Genomic DNA, 21346 nt, shown 5'->3' with positions numbered 1-21346 from the left:
CTGTGGATAATTGTGTGGGTAACTTGGCTTGATCCTACGCGTGATGCCTTTTCCGGTAGGATGCCCGGTTTTTGTTCAGCCCGCGAAATAGTCAAAAATTCAATGAAATCAATCTCTTACGAATTGCTTTCGAGTGTCGTGACGAAAAAAATACTTGACATGTACAGTTTACGAGGCTGTGGAAAGGTTCTTGCTCGGAAAGCCTGATGAATAGTGGATTTGCATCTGCACATGACGATTTTTCGCGGGGGATACTGACAATCTCCCAGTTGAACCGCGCCGTAGCCACTTTGTTGGAGCGCAACATCCCGTTGGTGTGGGTCCGCGGGGAGGTGTCCAATTTCACGGCCGCTGCCTCGGGCCACTGGTACTTCACCCTCAAGGACGGGAGCGCGGCGGCGCGGGGCGTCATGTTTCGCGGGCGGGCCATGCTCGTCGGCTTCACGCCACGGGAAGGCGACCGCATCGAAGTCCGGGCGCGCGTGTCGCTGTATGAGCCGCGCGGCGACTACCAGCTGCAAGTCGAGTCCATGCGCCGCGCGGGCCAGGGCGACCTGTTCGAGGCGTTCCTGCGGCTCAAGGAAAAGCTGGCCGCAGAAGGGCTGTTCGATCCGGGGCGCAAGCGCGCGCCCTCGCCCATCCCGCGTACCGTGGGCATCGTTACTTCGTTGCAAGCCGCGGCGTTGCGCGATGTTCTGACCGCGCTCGCGCGCCGCGCGCCCCACGTCGGGGTGGTGGTATATCCGGCTCCGGTGCAAGGGGAGGATGCCGGCGAGCGGCTCGCCCAGGCCGTCGAACTGGCGAACCGCCGGGCCGAGGTCGATACCTTGTTGCTGGTGCGGGGGGGCGGCAGCATCGAGGATCTCTGGGCGTTTAATCACGAAGGCTTGGCCCGGGCCGTGGCCGCCAGCCGGATTCCCGTCATCAGCGGGGTAGGCCACGAGACGGATTTCACCATTGCGGATTTCGCGGCGGACGTGCGGGCGCCGACACCGACGGCGGCGGCCGAGCTGGCGAGCCTGCCGCGCGCACAATGGTTGACCCGGGTCGAACAGGCTGCCCAGGGCCTGCGGCGGGCGCAACGCAGGCGCATGGAGCAGCTGGAGCAGCGATTGGATCGCGCGGCCGCGCAGCTCATTCCTCCGCGCGAGCGGCTGGCGCGCCAGCGAGATCGCCTCGCCAGCCTCGCCCGCGGCTTGAGCGCGGCCTGGTCCGCGGCCCAGCGCGACCGCGCTTCGGAGGTGGGGCTTCTGCGGCAGCGCCTGATCGCGCAGCTTCCCGACCCCGCGCGCATGGCATCGCGCGTGGACGATATCGCCCGCCGCCTGCGCCAACGCCAGGCTTATCAGTTGGCCAGCCTGCAGCAGCGCCTGGCTTCGCATGCGGCGCATCTGCGGGCGCTCGGGCCGGAGCAGACCCTGGCGCGAGGCTATGCCATCGTGCGCGATGCCCGCGGCCACATCGTCCGGCAGGCCCATACGCTGGAAGTCGGCGAGCCGCTCGCGCTGAGTTTTGCCGAAGGGGCCGCAGAGGCGTCGGTGACGGCCGTGGAACCGGACCGCGGCACTTTGTGAGCCGGCGCGACGGACCGTCGGCGGGGCGGGTTAACCTTTCGTCACGCGGGGGCTTCCCTACCAACGTGTATTCTTGTCGATAAAATGCATACGCAACCCTCCCAACCAGAATCAGGAGCTCAGATGGAACACACCCTTCCGCAATTGCCGTATGCCCTGGATGCCTTGGCCCCGACCATTTCCAAGGAAACCCTGGAATACCACCACGGCAAGCATCACCAGACCTACGTCACCAACCTGAACAACCTCATCAAGGGCACCGAGTTCGAGAATGCCTCGCTCGAGGACATCGTCAAGAAATCCTCTGGCGGCATCTACAACAACGCGGCCCAGCACTGGAACCACTCCTTCTACTGGAACTGCCTGACGCCCAAGAGCACGCCTCCCTCGGGCAAGCTGGCCGACGCCATCAATGCCAAGTGGGGCAGCTTTGACGCCTTTAAGGACGCCTTCAACAAGCTCGCCGCGGCCAACTTCGGTTCGGGCTGGACCTGGCTGGTCAAGAAGGCCGACGGCTCGCTCGACATCGTCAACACCGGCGCCGCCGGCAACCCGCTGACCACCGGCGACACGCCCCTGTTGACCTGTGACGTGTGGGAACACGCCTACTACATCGACTACCGCAACGCCCGCGTGAAGTACCTCGAAAACTTCTGGGGCATCGTCAACTGGGAATTCGTAGCCAAGAACTTCGGCTGATTTCCGATGCGCCGCATTGCGGCGCCAGCATGCGGCCCCTAGGCCCTAGCGGCCGCATCATGCGCGCTTTTCGCAAGGCAGGCCTTGACGAATGGCGCGCTTTTTTATTGTCCCGGCATCCTTGAAGAACCGACGCCCCGTCACCTGGCGAGACCAGGCTTCCATTACCGTCCGGCGCAAAGGCCGCCAGGTCCTGCGCGTGTCGCGCAAGACGTTCCGCTACGCGCTCGTGTTGTGCGGCGCGGCGGGCGTGGCCCTGCTGTCGCTAGCGTTCGCCCGGCTGGCCGAGATGGCGCTCGAGTGGAATGCACGATGGACGCAGGCCGCTCCATGGGCGGCGCTGTTCGTCATTCCCGCTGCCATGGCGGGGCTGCGCTGGCTGACCATGAAGGTGGCCCCGCTCGCGCGCGGTAGCGGCATCCCCCAGGTCATTGCCGCGACTTCGTTGCCGGCGCCGCTCGCGGCGAGCGGTCTCGTCTCGCTGATGCAGGCGCTATGGAAAATCCCGCTCACGGCCCTCGCACTGCTGGCGGGCGCGTCGGTGGGCCGCGAAGGTCCGTCGGTGCAGGTTGGGGCGGCGGCCATGCTGGGCTGGGGACGCTGGTGGCAGGAGCGTTTCGGGGTCCGGCTTCGCTTTCGCACGAGCGAGCTGATCGCCGCTGGCGCCGCCGGCGGGTTGGCGGCTGCGTTCAATACGCCGCTTGCAGGCGTGGTATTCGCCATCGAGGAGCTGGGCCGGAGCGCCGAGGTGAGGTGGAACCGCCTGGCGCTCTCGGGCGTCCTCGCTTCCGGTTTCATCGCCTTGGCCATCGCGGGCGACAATCCGTACTTCCACGTCGCAGCCAAGGCGGGCTTTGCGCAAGGGAGCTGGGGGTGGACGCTTGCCAGCGGCATACTGAACGGCGCGCTGGGCGGTTTGTTCGCCACCATGCTGTTGCGCGGGGCGCGCGGCTTGGCCCCGGCGCGCTGGCGCGACTGGATCGACGGCCACCCGATACGCGTGGCGGCCATCGCCGGTGTGGTCGTGGCGGTCTTGGGCTTGCTGACGGGCGGCGCCACGTACGGAACGGGCTATGCGCAGACCGCCGCCTTGCTGAACGGCCAGCCCATCGAGAGTGCCTGGTTCGGCATCGCCAAGTGGCTGGCCAGCGTCGTGTCGTACGTATGCGGCATTCCGGGCGGCATATTCACGCCGTCGCTGGCCATTGGCGCCGGCATAGGCGACCACATCGTGCAATTGGCCGGACCGAACGCGGATGGCCGCACCCTGGCGCTGGTCTCGATGGCCGCTTTCCTCGCTGCGGCCACGCAGGCACCCATCACGGCCAGCGTCGTCGTCATGGAAATGACACGCAGCCAGGACCTGACCTTCCACTTGTTGATGGCCACGTTGGTGGCGTCGTGGGTGTCGCGGCAATTCTGTCCGCGGCCGTTCTATCACGCGATGGCATTGCGTTTCTATCAAGATGCCACGCCATCGGCTGGAAGCCGGCGCGGCTCGCAAATGTAATTTTTCGACGCTTGTGCTTCACAACGTCGGTCGTCTGCCCCTTTAATAGCGCCTGCGGCGCACGCGTGCCGTACGGGGGAACCGATGTTGGACAAGAAAAGAGTGGCCGCTTGGTCGGTCGTGGGCGCCATGGTGCTGGCCGCCGTAGGCATGGGTGCATGGTGGGCGGGCAAGCAGGCGGGCAGGCAAGATGATGTGCCCCCCGCCGTCGAGCCGGCGGGGGCTGCCGATCCCTTTGCATTGCTGTCTTGCACGACGCGGGTGTTCGATGAGTCGTTGGCGCTGGCCGTGACTTTTTCACAGCCGCTCGACAGGCGGCAGTCTTTGGGCAGGCTGCTGCGCGTGGTGGATTCCGGCCCGGCGCCTTCCGCGGATGAGGGCGAGGGTAGCGATGCGGTGCGCGGCCGCACGGCACGCCAGCCGCAGCCTGCGGGCGCGATGCCCGAAGGCGCGGTGGTAAAGGGCGATTGGACGATAGGGGACAATCCCCGGGTCGCATACTTTCCATACATCCGACCCAATCGCCGGTACACGGTCGGCGTTTCGGCCGAGGTGAAAGACGCCGGTGGCAAGACGCTGCCCGAGGGGTATCGCTGCGAGGTCGCGAGCGATGCCATGCCGCCTTCGTTCTATTTCGCGAGCCGGGGCGTCGTGCTGCCAGCCGGCCAGAACGGCGGGCTGCCGGTGGTGACGGTCAACGTGCCGGAAGTGGACGTGCAGTTCCTGCGCATCGATCCGGCGCATTTCCCGCGTTTCTTCGAGCAGGTGCTGGGCTTGCGCAGAGCCGCGGCCGTGCGCGCCGAAGAGGATGGCGACCGGGATGACGATGACGACTGGCGCTACAGCAGTAACCGCAGCTTGAAGGGCACCGTCGGAAGCTGGGACCTGGACAGGCTGAAGGACCTGACGCGGAGCGTCTATGCGGGGCGGTTCCTGACGGATGACAAGCCCGATCGACGCCACGTCACCTTCCTGCCGGTGGAGGACATCAAGGAGCTCAAGGATCCCGGCATTTACGTCGCGGTCATGAGCCAGCCCGGACGGTTCCGCGACGAATACCAGGTCACGTATTTCTACGTCAGCGACATCGGCTTGCACGCCCGGGTGTACGCGAAGCAAATCGAAGCCTTCGCCACCTCGCTCAAGAGCGGCAAGGCTATTGAGGACGTCGAGTTCGAATTGCTGGACGGAAACGCCAAGTCGTTGGGCCGGGCCAAGGCGGACGGCCAGGGCCGGGCGTCATTCGTGGGCAACATCGATGCGGCCCGCGTGCTGGTCGCGCGGCGCGGCGCTGAAGTGTCCATGCTCGCGCTGGGCGAGCCGGCGCTGGATTTGTCCGAATTCGACGTGGGCGGTTACCCGTCGCGAGACAACAAGATCCTGGCGTATGCGGGACGAGACTTATACCGCCCGGGCGAGCGCTTCGACGTGTCCCTGCTGGTACGCGACGCAGACGGACATGCCGTGCCGCCCGCGCCGGTGTCGATGGTGCTCAAGCGCCCGGACGGCCGCACGGTGCGCACCGCCACGGCGCAGCCGGACGGTTCGGCGCCTGGCTACTTCCAGTACCACATCGAGTTGCCGGCCGACGCTCAAACCGGCACGTGGCTGCTCGAGGCCCGGCTTGATCCGGCTGCGCGCCTCGCGGATGCATCTTGGAAGTTCCAGGTAGAAGAGTTCCTGCCGGAACGCATGAAGCTGGACCTGAATGCGGACGAAGGCGTGCTCGCACCCGGCCGTCCGCTGAACGTGCGGATTCACGGCGATTATCTCTACGGGGCCCCGGCCGCGGGCAACCGCCTGCTCGGCGTGGTGTCCATTACCCGGGAGCGCTACGCGCTGCCCGCGCAGTGGCCGGGCTTCCTGTTCGGCGATTTCGCCGACGACGATCGCAGGCAGCGACGCGATCTCGACGCGTCCGAACTCGACGACCAAGGCGATGCCGCCGTTGCCGTGCCGGTCGACGTGACCGGCACGGCTTCGCCGATGAAGGTCAAGGCGAGCTTTAGCCTGCTGGAGTCAGGCGGCCGTCCCGTCGTGCGGTCGATCGAGCGCACGGTGTGGCCGGCGCCGGGGCTGATCGCGGTGCGCCCGCTGTTCGATCGCGACGTGGCGCGCGAGGGTGCGCTGGCCGAATTCGAGGCGGTCCGCGTCGATCCAAGTGGCAAGGTGGTACCCCTGCAAGCGGCGCAGCTGCGGCTTTATCGCGAAGAGCGCGTCTATTACTGGCGCTACGATGACCAGCGAGGTTGGAACAGCGGATTCACGGAAACGGACGAACTGGTCGAATCGCGGCTGCTGCCCCTGGTCGACCGCGCGCGGTTTGGCTTGCCCGTCAAGTGGGGACGCTATCGCCTCGAACTGCGGGATCCGGAGTCCGGGCAAACCTTGCGTTATCGCTTTTACGCGGGATGGGGCGCGCAGGACGTAGAGGAGATCGGCAACCGGCCCGACAGGGTGCAGCTCAAGCTTGAGCACGCGCCCGTGCGGGAAGGGGAGACCGTCCGGCTGTCGATCACGCCCCCGCACGATGGGGAGGCGCTGGTCACCGTGGAAGGCAGCCGGCTGCTCTGGAGCCGGCGCACCGGCGTCAAGGCCTCGGGTTCCATCGTGGAGATCCCGGTGGGCAAGGATTGGAGCCGGCACGATTTATACGTCTCGGTGACCGTGTTTCGGCCGGGCAGCCAGGGAGACCGGGTTACGCCAGCACGCGCCCTGGGGCTGATCTATCTGCCGTTGGCCCGGGACGATCGCAAGCTGGGCGTCACGCTCACTGCGCCACCCAAAGTGCTGCCCGAAAAACGGAGCACGGTGAAAATCAAGGTCGACAACGGCGAACCGGGGCGGCAGGCCTATGTGACGCTATCGGCCGTCGACGTCGGCATTCTCAACATTACGCGCTATGCCGCGCCTGACCCCTTTGATTTTTTCTTCGGCAAGCATCGCTATGCGCCGGAGTTGCTGGACATCTACGGCAAGCTGATCGAGAAGATGGACGGCACGCCAGGCAGGCTGAAGTGGGGCGGCGATGCGGCGATGCGCGATAGCCGCAGCATGCCGGCCAAAGTCAGGCTGGTGGATTTGTTCAGCGGGCCGGTGCGGCTCGACGAGCGGGGCGAGGCGGAAGTGCCGCTCGACGTGCCGGATTTCAACGGCACGCTGAAGCTAATGGCAACGGCTTTTACCGCGGACCGGTTCGGCAGCGCCCAGGTCGATATGGTGGTCGCGGCGCCGGTCGTCGCCGAATTATCCACGCCCCGCTTCATCAGTCCCGGCGACGATGCCGCCATCGCGCTCGACATCACGAATCTAAGCGGCGCGCCGCAAACGCTGACCGTGGACCTGGAGGGGGAGGACTCGGTCCGGATACGCGGCGGCGCGCACCAGGTACGGCTCGAGAACCAGCAGCGGACGACCTTGCGTTTCAGTGCCGAGGCGACCGGCGCACATGGCCTGGGCCGGTTGCGGCTGACCGTGACTGGGGAAGGCGGCTCGACCCCTTTGCGCATCGTGCGCGAATCGTTGCTGCAGGTCCAGCCGCCGGCGGCGGCTCGCCGGGACGTGCGGCGCATCCGGCTGGGGCAAGGCGAGAGCATCGCGCTGGACCCGGCCTGGATCGCCGGCCTTTATCCGGACTCGGTCTCCGTGGGGGTCGCGATATCCAACCAGCCGCCGTTCAACCTCAAGCGCGTCGTGCAGGACCTGCTCGACTATCCCTACGGTTGCCTCGAGCAGACGGCAAGCGCGGCCTATCCCCACGTGTTCATCGATGAGGCGCAGGCCCGGGCCCTCGGCCTGACGCCGCTATCGCGCGCCGAACGCGAGCGCGCGATCGAGCAGGCCGTCAGCCGCATGGCAGGCATGCAGCGGGCCGCGGGCGGCTTCGCGCTGTGGGGAGACGGCGCGCCGGAAATCTGGATTTCCGCTTATGCGGCCGGGTTTCTACAGGACGCGCGATCGGCCGGCTTCAATGTGCCCGATGTCCTGGCCCGCCGCGCCATGGACTGGCTGCTCGGGCAGGTGCAGCAGGGGCCCGCCAACTTCCCGGCGCTGCCGCAAAGCCTGCGCACGCAACAGGAAACGGGCGAAGGCAAGCGGCTGCGGGATGGGGACTACAACCTGCTGCGGGATAGCCATCGCCGATTCGCGGAGCTGGCCCACGCCGCGTACGTGCTCGCGCGCGAACAGCGGGCGCCGCTCTCGACGCTGCGCGTGCTGCACGACAATTACCGCGACCGGGCGCACTCTCCGCTGCCGCTCGTCCACCTGGGCATTGCGCTCAAGCTGATGGGCGACGAGTCGCGCGCGCAGGTCGCGTTCGACGAGGCGATGCTGCGGGGCTACGGCATTGATGCCACTCGCCACGGCGGCTACGGCGAGTGGCTGGGAGACTATGGCTCGGCGGTGCGCGATTACGCGTTGTCTTATGCGCTCATGATGCGGCATGGCATTGCGCATCCCCGGCGCGAAGCCTTGTTGAATGACGTAGCGGGAAGGCTGGGCTCGCGCGCCTATCTGTCCACCCAGGAGCAGCTGGCACTGTTCCTCGCCGCGCGCGCGGCCGGCGGAGGCAGCGGGGAGCCGTGGGCGGCTAGCCTGCGCACGGCGGACGGCAGTCAACGGCTGGAGGGGCGCGATACCGAGATGCGAAGCTTTACGGCGGCCCAGGTCGTGGCCGGCGTCGAGGTCGCGAACAGCCGGACCGAACCGCTGTTCCTGGAAATCGACGTGCAAGGCTACCCGCGTGGGCGCGAGGCGCCGCAAGCGGCAGGCCTCACCATCGAGCGTTCGTGGTTCGAGGCGGACGGCAGTCCCTGGAACGGCCGGCCGCTGCGCACCGGCGAGGTGTTGATCGTCAAGCTGGACGTCACTTCTGATCACCGGATCGAAGATGCGCTCATCGTGGACCGTGTGCCTGCCGGGCTGGAGGTGGAAAACCTGAACCTCGGCCAGGGGGCTGATTTCGAGGATTGGACGATCGGCGGGGCGAAGGTCGCGGAGGCGCTTCGCGACTCACGCATCAAGCATCGCGAATACCGCGACGACCGTTACGTGGCCGCGGTGAGCGTGCGGGGCCCCGTGACGGTGTTCTATCGCGCGCGCGTCGTGACGCCTGGCCGCTTCGTCGTGCCGGCGCCCGTGGTCGAAGATATGTATCGGCCGCAGATACGCGCGGTTGGCGCGTCCTCCGGGCCCTTGGTGATCCACGACCTGCGCGCGGGAGCGCGCTAGGCGTGGCGCCTGCCGGTGTTGGTGCCGATGGATGTGCGTCCGCAGCTGAGATGGGCTCGCGATGAATCGGCTGGGTAAGACGGCGGTCGTCCTGGCGGCGGCGCTCGGGGCGCTGTGGCTGGCCGACTGCCTATATCCGCTGCCGGAGCAGGCCTTCCGGGCCGCGGATGGCGCGACCGTGGTGACGGCGGCCGACGGCAGCCCGCTGCGTGCCTATCCGAGCCGGGACGGGGTGTGGCGCTACCCGGTTTCGCCAGAAGACGTTTCGCCGCTGTACATCGAGGCCCTGCTGACCTACGAGGATCGCTGGTTCGCCTGGCATCCGGGCGTCAACCCCTATGCCATGCTGCGTGCGGCATGGCAATGGGCGACTTCGGGGCGCATCGTCTCCGGAGGCTCCACGCTGACCATGCAGGTCGCGCGCATGGTGGATCCCGCGTTGCATTCCGCGCCGCGCAGCATCGGGACCAAGCTGCGCCAAATGGCCCGGGCGCTGCAATTGGAGTGGCACCTCTCCAAGCGGGAGATTCTCGCGCTGTACCTGAACCGCGCGCCCATGGGCGGCATCGTGGAAGGCGTGGAGATGGCCAGCCGTGCCTACCTGGGCAAGCCCGCCAAGGCGCTCAGCCACGCCGAAGCCGCGCTCTTGACTGCCTTGCCCCAGGCACCCTCCCGCCTGCGGCCGGATCGTTCGCCGCAGGCCGCCCAAGCCGCGCGCGACAAAGTGCTTGCCCGGGTGGCCGCGCGCGGGAAATGGACCGCAGAGGCGGTCGCGGATGCACGCATGGAACGGGTGATCGTACAAGCGCCGCGGGGCCAGTGGTTGGCGCCGCTGGCGGCGGAGCGGCTGCGGCAGCGCTGGTTGCGCGCGTCTGCCGGTGCGCCGGAGCGCGCGGTGCGCTCCACGCTGAATGCCGAGTGGCAGAGCATCGTCGAAAACATGCTGCTCGATCGCGTGCATACGTTGCCGCCGCGCGTATCGATGGCCGTCTTGTTGATGGACAACGATACGTTGGAGGCCCGGGTGTATGCGGGCTCCGCGGATTTTTCCGACCCGCGGCGCGCTGCGCACGTGGACATGGTGCGGGGCGTGCGGTCGCCCGGGTCTACGCTCAAGCCATTTCTCTACGCGATGGCGCTGGACGAGGGGTTGATTCATTCCGAAAGTTTGCTCGTGGATGCGCCGCAGACGTTCGCCGGCTATCGTCCCGGGAATTTCCAGGCGGCGTTCTCGGGCGCCGTGAGCGCATCGGAGGCCTTGCAGCGCTCGCTCAATGTTCCCGCCGTCGACCTGTTGGATCGCATCGGCCCGGCGCGGTTCGCCTCGACCTTGCGCGCGGGAGGCCTGCGCCTGAGGATCCCCGCGGGCGCCGACCCTAACCTGAGCCTGATCCTCGGCGGTGCGGGCACCACGCTCGAGGAGTTGGTGGGTGCGTACCGGGCCCTGGCGCGGGGTGGGGTGGCCGGCCGCGTGAGGCTGTCACCGGACGAACCGCGGATCGAATCCCGCATCATGAGCGAAGGCGCCGCCTTCATCGTGCGCGATATCCTCGAGGCTGGCGGCCGGCCCGGCAGGCCATTCCACGACGGGGGCCGGGGCCTGGCCTGGAAGACGGGCACCAGCTTCGGCTTCCGCGATGCGTGGGCGGTGGGAGTGACCGATGCGTGGACATTGGGCGTCTGGGTCGGCCGCCCCGACGGTACGCCCAATCCTGGCTTTTTCGGCGCCAACGTCGCGGCACCCTTGCTGCACGACCTCGTTGCGGCGTTGCCCGGCTCCCCTCCGGGCCCCCGCGTACCGCCGCCGTCCGTGGGCGCAGCGGCGATCTGCTGGCCCTTGGGCATGCGCGCGGATCGCACGCCCGACGGACTATGCCTGCAACGGCGCGAGGCCTGGGTGCTCGACGATACGGCTCCGCCTACGCCGCCCGACCGGCTGGCGCAGGGCGGCAGCCTTGAGACGATCTGGATCGATCCGCGTTCGGGACTGCGCACCGCGCCGGGCTGCAGCGTCCCCGGCGAGCCTGTGCTAGCGGCGCGTTGGCCGCTCGCCTTGCAGCCTTGGGTCGAGGCCGGCCGGCTGCCCCGCGGGGCGCGCCCGCGTTGGCATCCCGCGTGCAAGGAGAGGGGGGGCGAGGCCAGGGCTGGCATCAAGCTCGAGGGCTTGGAGTCGGGCGCGACGCTCAGGCCGGTGCCGGGCCGCGAACGCATCGACGTTGCAGTGCGCGCGTTGGGCGCTGAGGGAGCATTATGGTGGATGGTGGATGGCCGCCCGGCACTCCGGACCGATGGCGGGCGTCCGTTATCCCTGGGCTTCACCGAGGATGGCCACCATACCGTGACGGTGATGGACGAAGCCGGTCGCTACGACAGCGTGCATTTTTCTGTGCGGGGCCTTTCCCAGGCGGCACACCACTGACAGAGGCTTTGGGGCCCAGCGCACTGTTCCGGACTTATGATGGACCCGGACTTGCTCCGGCTGTGGATTGGATGTTTAATATTCGAACAATAGTTCGCAGTTAGAACTTTTTGATTTCGCAACAGGTACGCCACCTGCTCTCTTTCCAACAGAAGCAGGCATCGCGCGGAGACATACATGATCAACAAAATCGTGGCTTCGGTTGCCGAAGCGCTGGCCGACGTCAAAGACGGCTCGACCATATTGATTGGCGGTTTCGGCACGGCCGGGCTGCCCAACGCGCTCATCGACGGTCTGATCGAGCAAGGCGCGAAAGACCTCGTCGTGGTCAACAACAACGCGGGCAATGGTTATACGGGGCTGGCAGCGCTGCTGCAGACCGGGCGGGTGCGCAAGATCATCTGCTCTTTCCCGCGCCAAACCGACTCCTATGTGTTCGACGAGCTCTACCGCGCCAAGAAGATCGAGCTCGAGCTCGTGCCGCAGGGCAACCTGGCCGAGCGCATCCGTGCCGCGGGCGCCGGCGTGGGCGCGTTCTTCACCCCCACCGGCTTTGGCACGCAGTTGGCCGAAGGCAAGGAAACCCGCAACATCAATGGCCGCGATTACGTGCTCGAGTATCCGATTTACGGCGACGTGGCGCTGATCTCCGCTTATAAGGGAGACCGCTGGGGCAATTTGGTCTATCGCAAGACCGCGCGCAATTTCGGCCCCATCATGGCGACCGCCGCCAAGATGACCATCGCCCAGGTGCATGAAACCGTGGAGCTGGGGGAGCTCGATCCCGAAGCCGTCGTCACCCCCGGCATTTTCGTCAAGCGCGTCGTGGCCGTCGGTCCCCAGGGCAGCGCGCCTGCCAACGCCGCCTGACCCGCAGCTTGAGGAATCCGCAATGAACAAGATGAATCGAGACCAAATGGCCCAGCGCGTGGCGCGCGACATTCCCGAGGGCGCCTATGTGAACCTGGGGATCGGGCTGCCTACCCTGGTCGCCAACCACTTGCCGGCCGACCGCGAGGTCGTGCTCCATACCGAGAACGGCCTGCTGGGCATGGGCCCGGCTCCCGCCAAGGGCGAGGAGGACTGGGACTTGATCAACGCCGGCAAGCAGCCCGTCACGACGCTGCCGGGCGCATCGTTTTTCCACCATGCCGACTCGTTCGCGATGATGCGCGGCGGCCATTTGGATATCTGCGTGCTCGGCGCGTTCCAGGTGTCGGTCAAGGGCGATCTCGCGAACTGGCACACCGGCGCGCCCGATGCCATCCCCGCGGTCGGGGGAGCGATGGACCTCGCCATCGGCGCCAAGCAGGTGTTCGTCATGATGGAGCTGCTCACCAAGACCGGTTCCAGCAAACTGGTGGAAACCTGCACGTATCCGCTGACCGGCGTGGGCTGCGTGAGCCGCGTCTATACCGATATGGCGGTGTTCGACATCAAGAAGGACGGTGTCTACGTGACCGACCTGGTCGACGGCCTCTCTTTCGACGAGTTGCAGCGCCTGTGCGGCGTTTCCCTGCGCCGGGGCTGATGCCATGACGGCCCCCGGCCTGGCAGGGCAGTCGCGTTCCCAAGGCTTGGGCGAGCTCCAAGCCCCGGACGCGTTTGTCTATACCGCCCATGCCGCCCGGGTGGTGTTCGGCGCAGGCAGCTTGCGGGATTTGGAGCGGGAGGTCGATTTGCTGGGCTGTCGCCGGGCGCTGATTTTGTGCACGCCGGGCCAGCGCAGGCATGCGGAAGACCTCGCCGTGCGCCTCGCGGCAAAAGCCGCCGGCGTGTTCGACGGCGCGGTGATGCACGTGCCCGCGGAGGCCGCGCGCCGGGCCCGCGATGAGGCGCGCAGGCGAGGCGCCGATTGCGCCGTGGCCCTAGGCGGCGGCTCCACGGTGGGCTTGGGCAAGGCCATCGCGCTTGAATCGGGCTTGCCGATCGTGGCGATTCCGACCACGTATGCCGGTTCGGAAATGACGCCCATCTACGGCATCACGGAAAACGGCGTCAAGAAAACCGGCAAGGATGCGAAGGTGTTGCCGCGCACCGTCATCTACGATCCGGAGTTGTCCTGCGGCCTGCCCGTCTGTTTTTCGGTCACCAGCGCGATGAACGCGATGGCGCACGCAGCCGAGGGCTTGTACGCACAGGACCGCAACCCGGTCATGTCGCTGGTGGCCGAAGAAGGGCTTGCCGCCTTTGCGCGCGCGATACCTGAGATCGTCCGCTCGCCGCGGGACGTCGCCGCCCGCTCACGGGCGCTGTACGGCGCCTGGCTGTGCGGGACGGTGCTCGGCAACGTCGGCATGGCGTTGCACCACAAGCTCTGCCACACGCTGGGTGGAAGTTTCAACCTGCCGCATGCGGAATGCCACACCATCGTGCTGCCGCATGCCATGGCTTACAACGCCGTCGCAGCACCGGACGCCATGGCCCGCATCGCGCGCGCCATCGGCGCGAGAGATGCGGCCGGCGGCTTATATGATCTTGCGCGCGACCACGGGGCTCCCGTCGCGCTGCGGGATCTGGGCATGGCGGAGGCCGATCTCGATCGCGCCGCCGACCTCGCGGCATCCAATCCCTATTGGAATCCGCGGCCCATCGAGCGCACGGCCATCCGTGCCTTGCTTCAGAATGCCTGGGCGGGCGTGCGCCCGGGAGATTATTGATGTCAGTCGCAAACCCCTAGAACAGTTTTTCCCCATTCGAGACAGACCATGACTACACATGCCTTCATCTGCGACGCGATCCGTACCCCCTTCGGCCGCTACGGCGGCGCCTTGGCCTCGGTGCGCGCCGACGATCTCGCCGCTATCCCGCTCAAGGCCCTCGTGGAGCGCAATCGCAACCTCGACTGGGGAGCGGTCACCGACGTCATTTTCGGGTGTGCCAACCAGGCCGGCGAAGACAACCGCAACGTGGCCCGCATGGCGCTGTTGCTGGCGGGCCTGCCGCTGGAAGTGCCCGGTGCGACCATCAACCGCCTGTGCGGCTCCGGCCTGGATGCCGTGGGCACGGCGGCGCGGGCGATCAAGTCCGGCGAGGCCGGACTCATGATCGCCGGCGGCGTCGAGAGCATGAGCCGCGCGCCCTTCGTGATGGGCAAGGCGGAAACGGCTTTCTCCCGCAACGCCCAGATCTACGACACCACCATCGGCTGGCGTTTCGTCAACAAGCTGATGAAGGAGCAATACGGCGTCGACTCGATGCCCGAAACCGCGGAAAACGTGGCAACCGAATTCAACATCGACCGCGAGTCGCAAGACCGCATGGCCTTGGCCAGCCAGGCCAAGGCGGCCGCTGCGCAGAAATCCGGGTTCTTCGACGCGGAGATCACGCCGGTGACCATTCCGCAGAAAAAGGGCGATCCCATCGTGGTCGCCAAGGACGAGCATCCTCGCGAGACCAGCATGGAGGCGCTGGCGCGCCTGAAGGGCGTGGTGCGTCCTGACGGTACGGTCACGGCCGGCAATGCGTCCGGCGTGAACGACGGCGCGTGCGCGCTGTTGCTGGCGAGCGAAGCCGAAGCCGCCCGGCACGGCCTGACGCCCCGTGCGCGCGTGGTCGGCATGGCGACCGCCGGCGTGCCGCCGCGCATCATGGGGATGGGCCCCGCGCCGGCGACGCGCAAGGTGCTGGCCCAGACCGGGCTCACGCTGGACCAGATGGACGTGATCGAGCTCAATGAAGCCTTCGCGGCCCAGGGCCTGGCCGTGCTGCGCGATTTGGGCCTGGCCGACGACGATCCCCGCGTGAACCCCAATGGCGGCGCGATCGCGTTGGGCCACCCCCTGGGCGCCAGCGGCGCCCGCCTGGCCACGACGGCGGTCAACCAACTGCACCGCATCGGCGGCCGTTATGCCCTGTGCACGATGTGCATCGGCGTGGGGCAGGGCATCGCGGTCATCCTCGAACGCGTGTGACGCAGGGCGCTGGCGGCGCGGGCGCCGTCAGCGCAACGCATGCGCCGTCCCGTAAAGCAGCGCGAGGACGGCAAGGCCGGTCGCCATCGAATAGAGCCACCACAGCAGGGGAATGCGCACGTCCAGGCAGCGTACGGGCGAGACATAACCTGCCCAGGTGCGCAGGGCGCCGTAGCCCGAAAGCACTGTCCCCGCGGCCGCATGGATGGCGACGTAGCAAAGCATCGCGGCCGTGACCGCGGCATAGGCATGGCCGGCGGGGTCGGGAACGGCGTCCAGCACGATTCGGCCCAGCGCCCACACGGCCGCCGCGCCCCCGATCGCGGCGCCGGTTTGCCAAGCCACACACGCTTTGCGGGCACGTAAGCTCCTGCGTCGCCGGGCCATCCATGCAGCGGCCGTGGCGGCAATGAGCGCTCCCGCCGCCGACAGCGGGGCGGGGGCGTCCGCGGCCACGCAGGCCGGGGGCGGCCAAAGCGGGGAGACCACCCACAAGTACGCATAGCCGAACGACAAGGACGCGAATATTGCGGCGTCGGCAACCAACATCAGCTGGACGCCAGTCCATCCCGGCGGGTGGCGCGCCACCGTGTGCGGCAGCAAGCGGAGTCCGTTGCCGACGTCCACGGCAGATGGGTCCGTCCGCAGTCCGGTGCGCCATCCCCAGCATGCCAACAGCCCTGCCGCCAGTGTTGCCGCAGCAGGAACCACGATGTATGCCTTGAAGAGCAGCGCCAGGAAAAACACCATGAGCGCCCCGGCTGACGCGAGGGGGAGCCAGCTCGAGCCGGGCAGCACGAGCAGGTACGCGGGACGTCCTGTGCGTACTTCCACCGCCAGGGTTTCGCGTTGATTTCGGCCGGGATCGGCGAGATAACCTTTGCCGCTCGCCAGGTCGGCACCCAGTCCTGGCCGATGCCAGAGCGGGTGCCCGCCGTGCGCTTCCGGCTGCGCGGTGAGATCGGGAATGGCGCCGAAGTTGTAGCTCGGCGCGGGCAGTGCCATGGCCCATTCCAGGCTACCCGATCCCCAGGGGTTGCGGCCTGCACGCCGGCCAACGCGTACGTGAAGAAACAGGTCGAGCAGGAATAGCGCGAACCCCGCTGCCTGGAGGAATCCACCGATGGAGGAGGTGACGTTCAGGCTTTCCCAGCCGCTGTCTGCGGGATAGGCATGCATGCGTCGCGGCATGCCCAGCATGCCCGTCAGGTGCATGGGCAGGAAGGTGAGGTTGAAGCCGCCGAAGATGAGCCAGAACGCCCAGCGTCCGAGCACAGGCGAGGGCATGCGCCCGCTGACGTGCGGCATCCAGTAATACGCCGCCGCAAGGAGCGGGAAGATCATGCCGCCGATGAGTACGTAGTGCAGGTGGGCCACGACGAAGTGCGTATCGTGTGCCTGCCAGTTGAACGGCAGCAGCGCCAGCATCACCCCGGTCATCCCTCCCAAGACGAAAATGGCCAGGAAGCCCGCCAAGTACAACATCGGCAGCCGAAACACAGGGCGGCCCGTGTAAAGCGTGGCCAACCAGCAGAAGAACTGGACCGCGGTAGGCAAGGCAACCAGCATGCTGGCCACGGAGAAAACGAGGGCCGAATGGTCCGCAATCCCCGCGGTGGTCATGTGATGGCCCCACAGGGCGAAGCTGATGATGCCCATGGCTGCGATACTGGCCACGATCCACCGGTAGCCCGCCAGCGGACGCCGCGCGAAAGCGGGGAGCATGGTCGAGACCAGCCCGGCAGCCGGCAGGAAAATGATGTAGACCTCCGGGTGGCCGAACATCCAGAAAAGGTGTTGCCACAACAGTGGGTCTCCCCCCCGCGCCACGTCAAAGAAAGGCCAATCGAAGGCCCGCTCTGCCTCCAGCAAGATGCTGCCGAGGATCAGTGGGGGAAAGCCGACCAGGATCATGGCCGAGGTCACCAGCATGTACCAGGCAAATAGCGGCATGCGGGACAGGGGCATGCCGGCAGCCCGCAAGCGCAATATGGATGCCGCCAGTTCCACGCCGCCGCACAAGGCGGAGATTTCCGAGAAGGTGACGCCAATTAGCCAGACATCGGCATTGACGCCGGGGCTGTAAGTGCTGCTGGAAAGCGGCGTGTACATGAACCACCCGCTGCGGGGCGCGAGTCCTGCGGCCAGGCCGCCGAGCAAGATGAGGCCGCCGAACAGATAGCACCAGTATGCGAAAGCGCCGAGCCGCGGATAGGCGAGGTCCCGCGTCCCCAACATTTTGGGCAGGAGGTAGATGGCGCATCCCTCGAGCATGGGGATGGCAAAGAGGAACATCATCACCGTGCCGTGCATGGTGAAGATCTGGCTGTAGGCTTCGGCGCCGAGGAAGCCGGACTGGGCCGTCGCAAGTTGGGCGCGCATCATCATGGCGAGCACGCCGCCGACCAGGAAGAAAACGAGCGCGGTCAGGATGAATCGCAGCCCGACGGTCGTGTGGTTGACGGCCGCGAGGCTTCGCCAGCCCCGCGGGTTGCGCCAGATGCGCTCGAATGCCCGGTGGCGCGCAAGGGCCGAGGGCGCCCCGGTCATTGCGGGTCTCCGCCGTCTATCGGCGTGCCGACTTGCGGCAACGTGGCCAGCACGCGCGCAAGCTCGGAAGCTTCGTGAGCGTGGACCTCGAGCATCATCTGGGCGTGACCGGCACCGCAGAATTCCGCGCACAGCCCGCGGTATATGCCCGGGCGGTCTGCTTGCAGGCGGACCTCGTTGATGCGTCCCGGGACGGCATCGACTTTGCCGCCCAAGCGCGGGACCCAGAAGCTGTGAATGACGTCCGGCGACGAAACGCGAAACTTGACCGGAACGCCCGCAGGTGTATATGGACCACATTGACCGACCGCACCAGCGGCAGCTCCGTCTCCGGATAGCGGGCTTCCCAGTGCCACTGGCGCGCCCGGATCTGCACCGTGAACGGCGGGGCGGCCAATCGATCGGCCATGCTCCAGCCGGCGTACGCCCCCATGCCCAGGAAACCCGAGAGCACCAAGGAAGGAAACAGGATCCCCCCGCCCAACAGCCAGGTCCGCTCACTCGGCCCGGCAGAGCGGGACTTGCGGAGCGTGCCGTGGCAGGCGAGCGCAATCATGCCCAGTGTGATCGCGATGCTGGTCCCGGCCATGATCCACCACAGCCAGGCAATGGCGCGCGCGGAGGGCCCGGCCGGATCCAAGGTGGAGAAAGGCGTGGCGGCACTCGCCGCGGCCGTTGCGAGGCACGCCAGCACCGCGAGGAGGCATGAAACTTGCCGTTGTGGCGGTCCGGCGCGGCGGGCCCGTGGGATGCGCCTACCCGCATCCGCGCCCGTCGCCCATGTCGCATCGAGGCCAACCGCCATGGAAAAATTCGGACTGCCCCTGCCTTTGGATACGCCTACGCGCGTCTCCGTCGCTCGCCACCCCGTCCACCCCATGCTGGTGACTTTTCCTATCGCCTTTTTCCTGGGGGCGCTCGCTTGCGATGGGGCATTTCTCTGGACCGCCGACGGGTTTTGGGCCCGGTGCGCGCTTTGGCTGGTGGGCGCCGGCCTGGTGATGGGGACGCTCGCCGGGCTCGCCGGCACGGTGGAGCTCCTGGCCGTGGAAGGCATACGCAGGCGCGCGGCGAGCTGGAACCACTTCGTGGTGGCCGTGCTGCTGCTCGCCGTGCAGGCGATCAATTGGCTGCACCGGCTACAGGGCGTGGAGGAAGCGGTGATTCCTTTCGGCATGTTCCTCTCTGTACTGGGCGCCTCATTGGTGGCGGTTGCGGGGTGGTTGGGCGGAAAACTGGTGTTCGAACATCAGGTGGGTGTCGGCGGCCACGGGAAGGACTGACTCAGCCTCCCAACAGCCCCCATGCCGGCTTCGCGAGCGCCAGCCAGAACACCATCGTCATCAGGCATGCGGGGATAGCGATCTGCAACGCCAGGCGGACACGGGAGAGTCCCGCGACGCGATTTCCCAGTCCGGCCACCCGGCTGCCGCAATACAGGTGAAAAAACACCATCAGCGTGACGGCGAGGAGCTTGGCTACCAGCCATTCGTCCCGCACCATGCGCAGGTATGCGAGCCCGGTGCCCGAAACGACGGCCAGGATCGCCGCTGGCGAGGCGACGACGGCGAAAGTGAAACGGGTCATGATGCGCACGCGGTGATAGCGGCTCCTGGTATCGGCCTGGGCGTGCATGATGAACAGGCCGGGCAGGTAGAGCAGCGCGGCGCACCAGACGAGCAAGGAAACATAGTGCAGAGCCTTGAGCCATAGCATGCGGACTCCCCGGGGCGGCGCAGGTGCTGCCCAGTCCTGGACATCGCCACGGTCCAGCAAGGAATATGCCCAGCCCGCAAGCGGTGCGGGCGGGGCGTTCGCCCTGGCGGGCGCAAACGGCGCTTGGGGCGGCCCCCGGTGCGGGCGTTCGTCCCGGCCACGCACGTGTGCGCCTGCTGGCGACGCCTCATCTTATAATTGCGAGCCTCTTAAACCCTCCCTTCGCTGGAGTCCTTATGCCCGCTATTTCGCAGGAAGCGCTCGACCAAATCTTCTTGACCGCCCGTACCCAGAACGGTTGGCTGGACAAACCTGTGTCGGATGATCTGCTCAGGCAAATCTACGAGATTGCGAAGATGGGCCCCACGTCCATGAACTGCCAGCCCATGCGGGTTGTGTTCCTGCGCACGCCCGAAGCGAAGGCGCGACTGATCCCGGCCTTGAGCCCGGGCAACGTGGACAAGGTCAAGGCTGCGCCCGTGACGGCCATCATCGCGACCGACACGCGCTTCTACGAATACATGCCGCAGGTCTGGCACCGCGAAGGCGCCAAGGAAATGTTCGAGGGCAACCCGGCCCTGGCCTCGGCCACCGCCACCCGCAACGGGACGCTGCAGGGGGCGTATTTCATCATCGCCGCGCGCGCGCTCGGCCTGGATTGCGGGCCCATGAGCGGCTTTGACGCCGCCAAGGTCAATGCCGAGTTCTTCCCCGACGGCCGGCTGACCGCCAACTTCATCTGTTCGCTCGGTTACGGCGATCCGGCCAAGCTGTTCGATCGCCAGCCCCGGCTGACGTTCGAACAAGCGGCAACGCTGCTGTAAGCGCGCCTGCTGTCAGGCCCGGCGGCGTCAGGGGCGTTCCGACCCTGCCAGCCAGGCCTTGCCGCGCGCATAAAGCGCCTGGACCCCTGCGCCGCGCAGCCCCGGCATGTCGGTCTTGACGTTCATGCCTATCTTGACCTGCAGATAGGCCAGGTGCCGGTAGCCTTCCGGGAAACGGTCCAGAATGGTCCGGTCCAGTTCAAGCCGGGCCGACGGATCCACCGGGTCGAGGCGATCTTTTTCATAAATGGGCTGGCGTTCGACGATGCCCCAGCGCCCGGCGCGCTTCTCCAGGAAATCGTAGAAGCGGCCGGTGCAGACCACATCGCACAGCACGCCGTCCACGGTCGCGCGCTGGGAAATGGTCATCTTGGTCTGGGCGATCGCCCGGTCGCCCTCGCGGTCGATGGTCATGCCGCCCAGGAAATGGAGGATGTTGACCCCCCGCTCCATGCCCTCCCGGCTTTGTCGGATGAATTCGGCGGCAGGTGCTTGGCACCACGTGGCGTTCATGCGGCCGTCGTCGTGCCAGACGGTCGCAAAGCGCTCCCAGTCGCCGGCGTCGCGCCAGAGCACCCAGTTTTCCAATAATTCGCGGATGGCTAGCTTTTCTTGATCGTACACAGGGGTTTCTCCTGACATTGGGGCAGCGTACGGAACCGATCAAGGGGCAGGGTTCAGTACGAAATCGAAATCCAGGGTGTAGAAGGGGCGCTCGCTTTTCCCGCCATCGGGCGTGGGGCCGGGGTCATGGCGGATCCATTGCGCGACCAGGGACGAGCGCACGCCGAAAACGGCATCCGAATCGAGATATTGGTCGCCGTCCCGGAATACGTGGGTCACGAGCGTTTCGTAGCCTTCGGCGCGGATCATGAAATGCAGGTGGGCGGGGCGCCAGGGGTGGCGGC

Annotated in this window: 15 protein-coding genes and 1 pseudogene; 11 read left to right on the top strand and 5 right to left on the bottom strand. The window is 66.9% G+C overall.

All coding sequences use genetic code 11. The features are described from left to right. The first annotated feature begins 206 nt into the window (after positions 1 to 206). The 9 genes from xseA (at position 207) to pcaF (ending at position 15348) form a co-directional block, all read left to right on the top strand. On the top strand, positions 207 to 1574 hold the full coding sequence (gene xseA / locus IRZ12_RS03105; protein WP_296463995.1) for an exodeoxyribonuclease VII large subunit: 1368 nt from the start codon (positions 207 to 209) through the stop codon (positions 1572 to 1574). A gap of 123 nt (positions 1575 to 1697) precedes the next feature. After that, positions 1698 to 2273: a superoxide dismutase [Fe] gene (gene sodB / locus IRZ12_RS03100; RefSeq protein ID WP_296463993.1), complete on the top strand. Its 576-nt coding sequence runs from the start codon at positions 1698 to 1700 to the stop codon at positions 2271 to 2273. Positions 2274 to 2394: 121 nt separating this feature from the next. After that, positions 2395 to 3783: a chloride channel protein gene (locus IRZ12_RS03095; protein ID WP_296463991.1), complete on the top strand. Its 1389-nt coding sequence runs from the start codon at positions 2395 to 2397 to the stop codon at positions 3781 to 3783. A gap of 84 nt (positions 3784 to 3867) precedes the next feature. Next, positions 3868 to 9015, top strand: a complete 5148-nt coding sequence (locus IRZ12_RS03090) for an alpha-2-macroglobulin (RefSeq protein ID WP_296463989.1) — start codon at positions 3868 to 3870, stop codon at positions 9013 to 9015. Between the two features lie 61 nt (positions 9016 to 9076). Then, entirely contained in the window at positions 9077 to 11434 is a 2358-nt protein-coding gene (gene pbpC / locus IRZ12_RS03085; protein ID WP_296463986.1) for a penicillin-binding protein 1C, read from the top strand. Positions 11435 to 11611: 177 nt separating this feature from the next. Continuing rightward, positions 11612 to 12304: a 3-oxoacid CoA-transferase subunit A gene (locus tag IRZ12_RS03080; RefSeq protein WP_296463984.1), complete on the top strand. Its 693-nt coding sequence runs from the start codon at positions 11612 to 11614 to the stop codon at positions 12302 to 12304. Positions 12305 to 12326: 22 nt separating this feature from the next. Continuing rightward, the gene (locus IRZ12_RS03075) at positions 12327 to 12965 is read left to right on the top strand and encodes a 3-oxoacid CoA-transferase subunit B (protein WP_296463982.1); all 639 of its coding nucleotides are present in this window, start codon (positions 12327 to 12329) and stop codon (positions 12963 to 12965) included. 4 nt (positions 12966 to 12969) lie between these two features. Then, a complete protein-coding gene (locus tag IRZ12_RS03070) occupies positions 12970 to 14094 on the top strand; it encodes a maleylacetate reductase (RefSeq protein WP_296463980.1) in 1125 nt (374 codons plus the stop codon). Between the two features lie 48 nt (positions 14095 to 14142). Beyond that, entirely contained in the window at positions 14143 to 15348 is a 1206-nt protein-coding gene (gene pcaF, locus IRZ12_RS03065) for a 3-oxoadipyl-CoA thiolase (RefSeq protein WP_296463979.1), read from the top strand. Positions 15349 to 15375: 27 nt separating this feature from the next. Here the strand turns inward: pcaF and ctaD are convergent, their stop codons facing one another. Together ctaD and IRZ12_RS03055 are read right to left on the bottom strand one after the other, a co-directional pair. Beyond that, entirely contained in the window at positions 15376 to 17898 is a 2523-nt protein-coding gene (ctaD, locus tag IRZ12_RS03060; RefSeq protein ID WP_296463978.1) for a cytochrome c oxidase subunit I, read from the bottom strand. After that, complete coding sequence (locus tag IRZ12_RS03055; RefSeq protein WP_296463976.1) at positions 17895 to 18254, bottom strand: hypothetical protein; 360 nt, start codon at positions 18252 to 18254, stop codon at positions 17895 to 17897. The genes ctaD and IRZ12_RS03055 overlap by 4 nt, the downstream gene beginning before the upstream one ends. A gap of 447 nt (positions 18255 to 18701) precedes the next feature. On the opposite strand from IRZ12_RS03055, the gene IRZ12_RS03050 reads away from it, so the two are divergent. Beyond that, positions 18702 to 19181: a DUF2231 domain-containing protein gene (locus tag IRZ12_RS03050; protein ID WP_296463975.1), complete on the top strand. Its 480-nt coding sequence runs from the start codon at positions 18702 to 18704 to the stop codon at positions 19179 to 19181. Position 19182: 1 nt separating this feature from the next. Here the strand turns inward: IRZ12_RS03050 and IRZ12_RS03045 are convergent, their stop codons facing one another. After that, a complete protein-coding gene (locus IRZ12_RS03045; RefSeq protein ID WP_296463973.1) occupies positions 19183 to 19614 on the bottom strand; it encodes a CopD family protein in 432 nt (143 codons plus the stop codon). Positions 19615 to 19850: 236 nt separating this feature from the next. On the opposite strand from IRZ12_RS03045, the gene IRZ12_RS03040 reads away from it, so the two are divergent. After that, positions 19851 to 20438, top strand: coding sequence for a malonic semialdehyde reductase (locus tag IRZ12_RS03040; protein ID WP_296463971.1), 588 nt, complete (start codon positions 19851 to 19853; stop codon positions 20436 to 20438). A gap of 27 nt (positions 20439 to 20465) precedes the next feature. Here the strand turns inward: IRZ12_RS03040 and IRZ12_RS03035 are convergent, their stop codons facing one another. Both IRZ12_RS03035 and IRZ12_RS03030 read right to left on the bottom strand, forming a co-directional pair. Then, positions 20466 to 21062, bottom strand: a complete 597-nt coding sequence (locus tag IRZ12_RS03035) for a nuclear transport factor 2 family protein (RefSeq protein ID WP_363322224.1) — start codon at positions 21060 to 21062, stop codon at positions 20466 to 20468. A gap of 39 nt (positions 21063 to 21101) precedes the next feature. Beyond that, positions 21102 to 21346: pseudogene (locus IRZ12_RS03030) on the bottom strand (hydroxyquinol 1,2-dioxygenase); the annotation flags it as partial.

This window comes from Pigmentiphaga sp., from assembly GCF_019689535.1.
Lineage (GTDB): Bacteria > Pseudomonadota > Gammaproteobacteria > Burkholderiales > Burkholderiaceae_B > Pigmentiphaga.
This window is presented reverse-complemented; position numbering and strand designations above follow the sequence as displayed.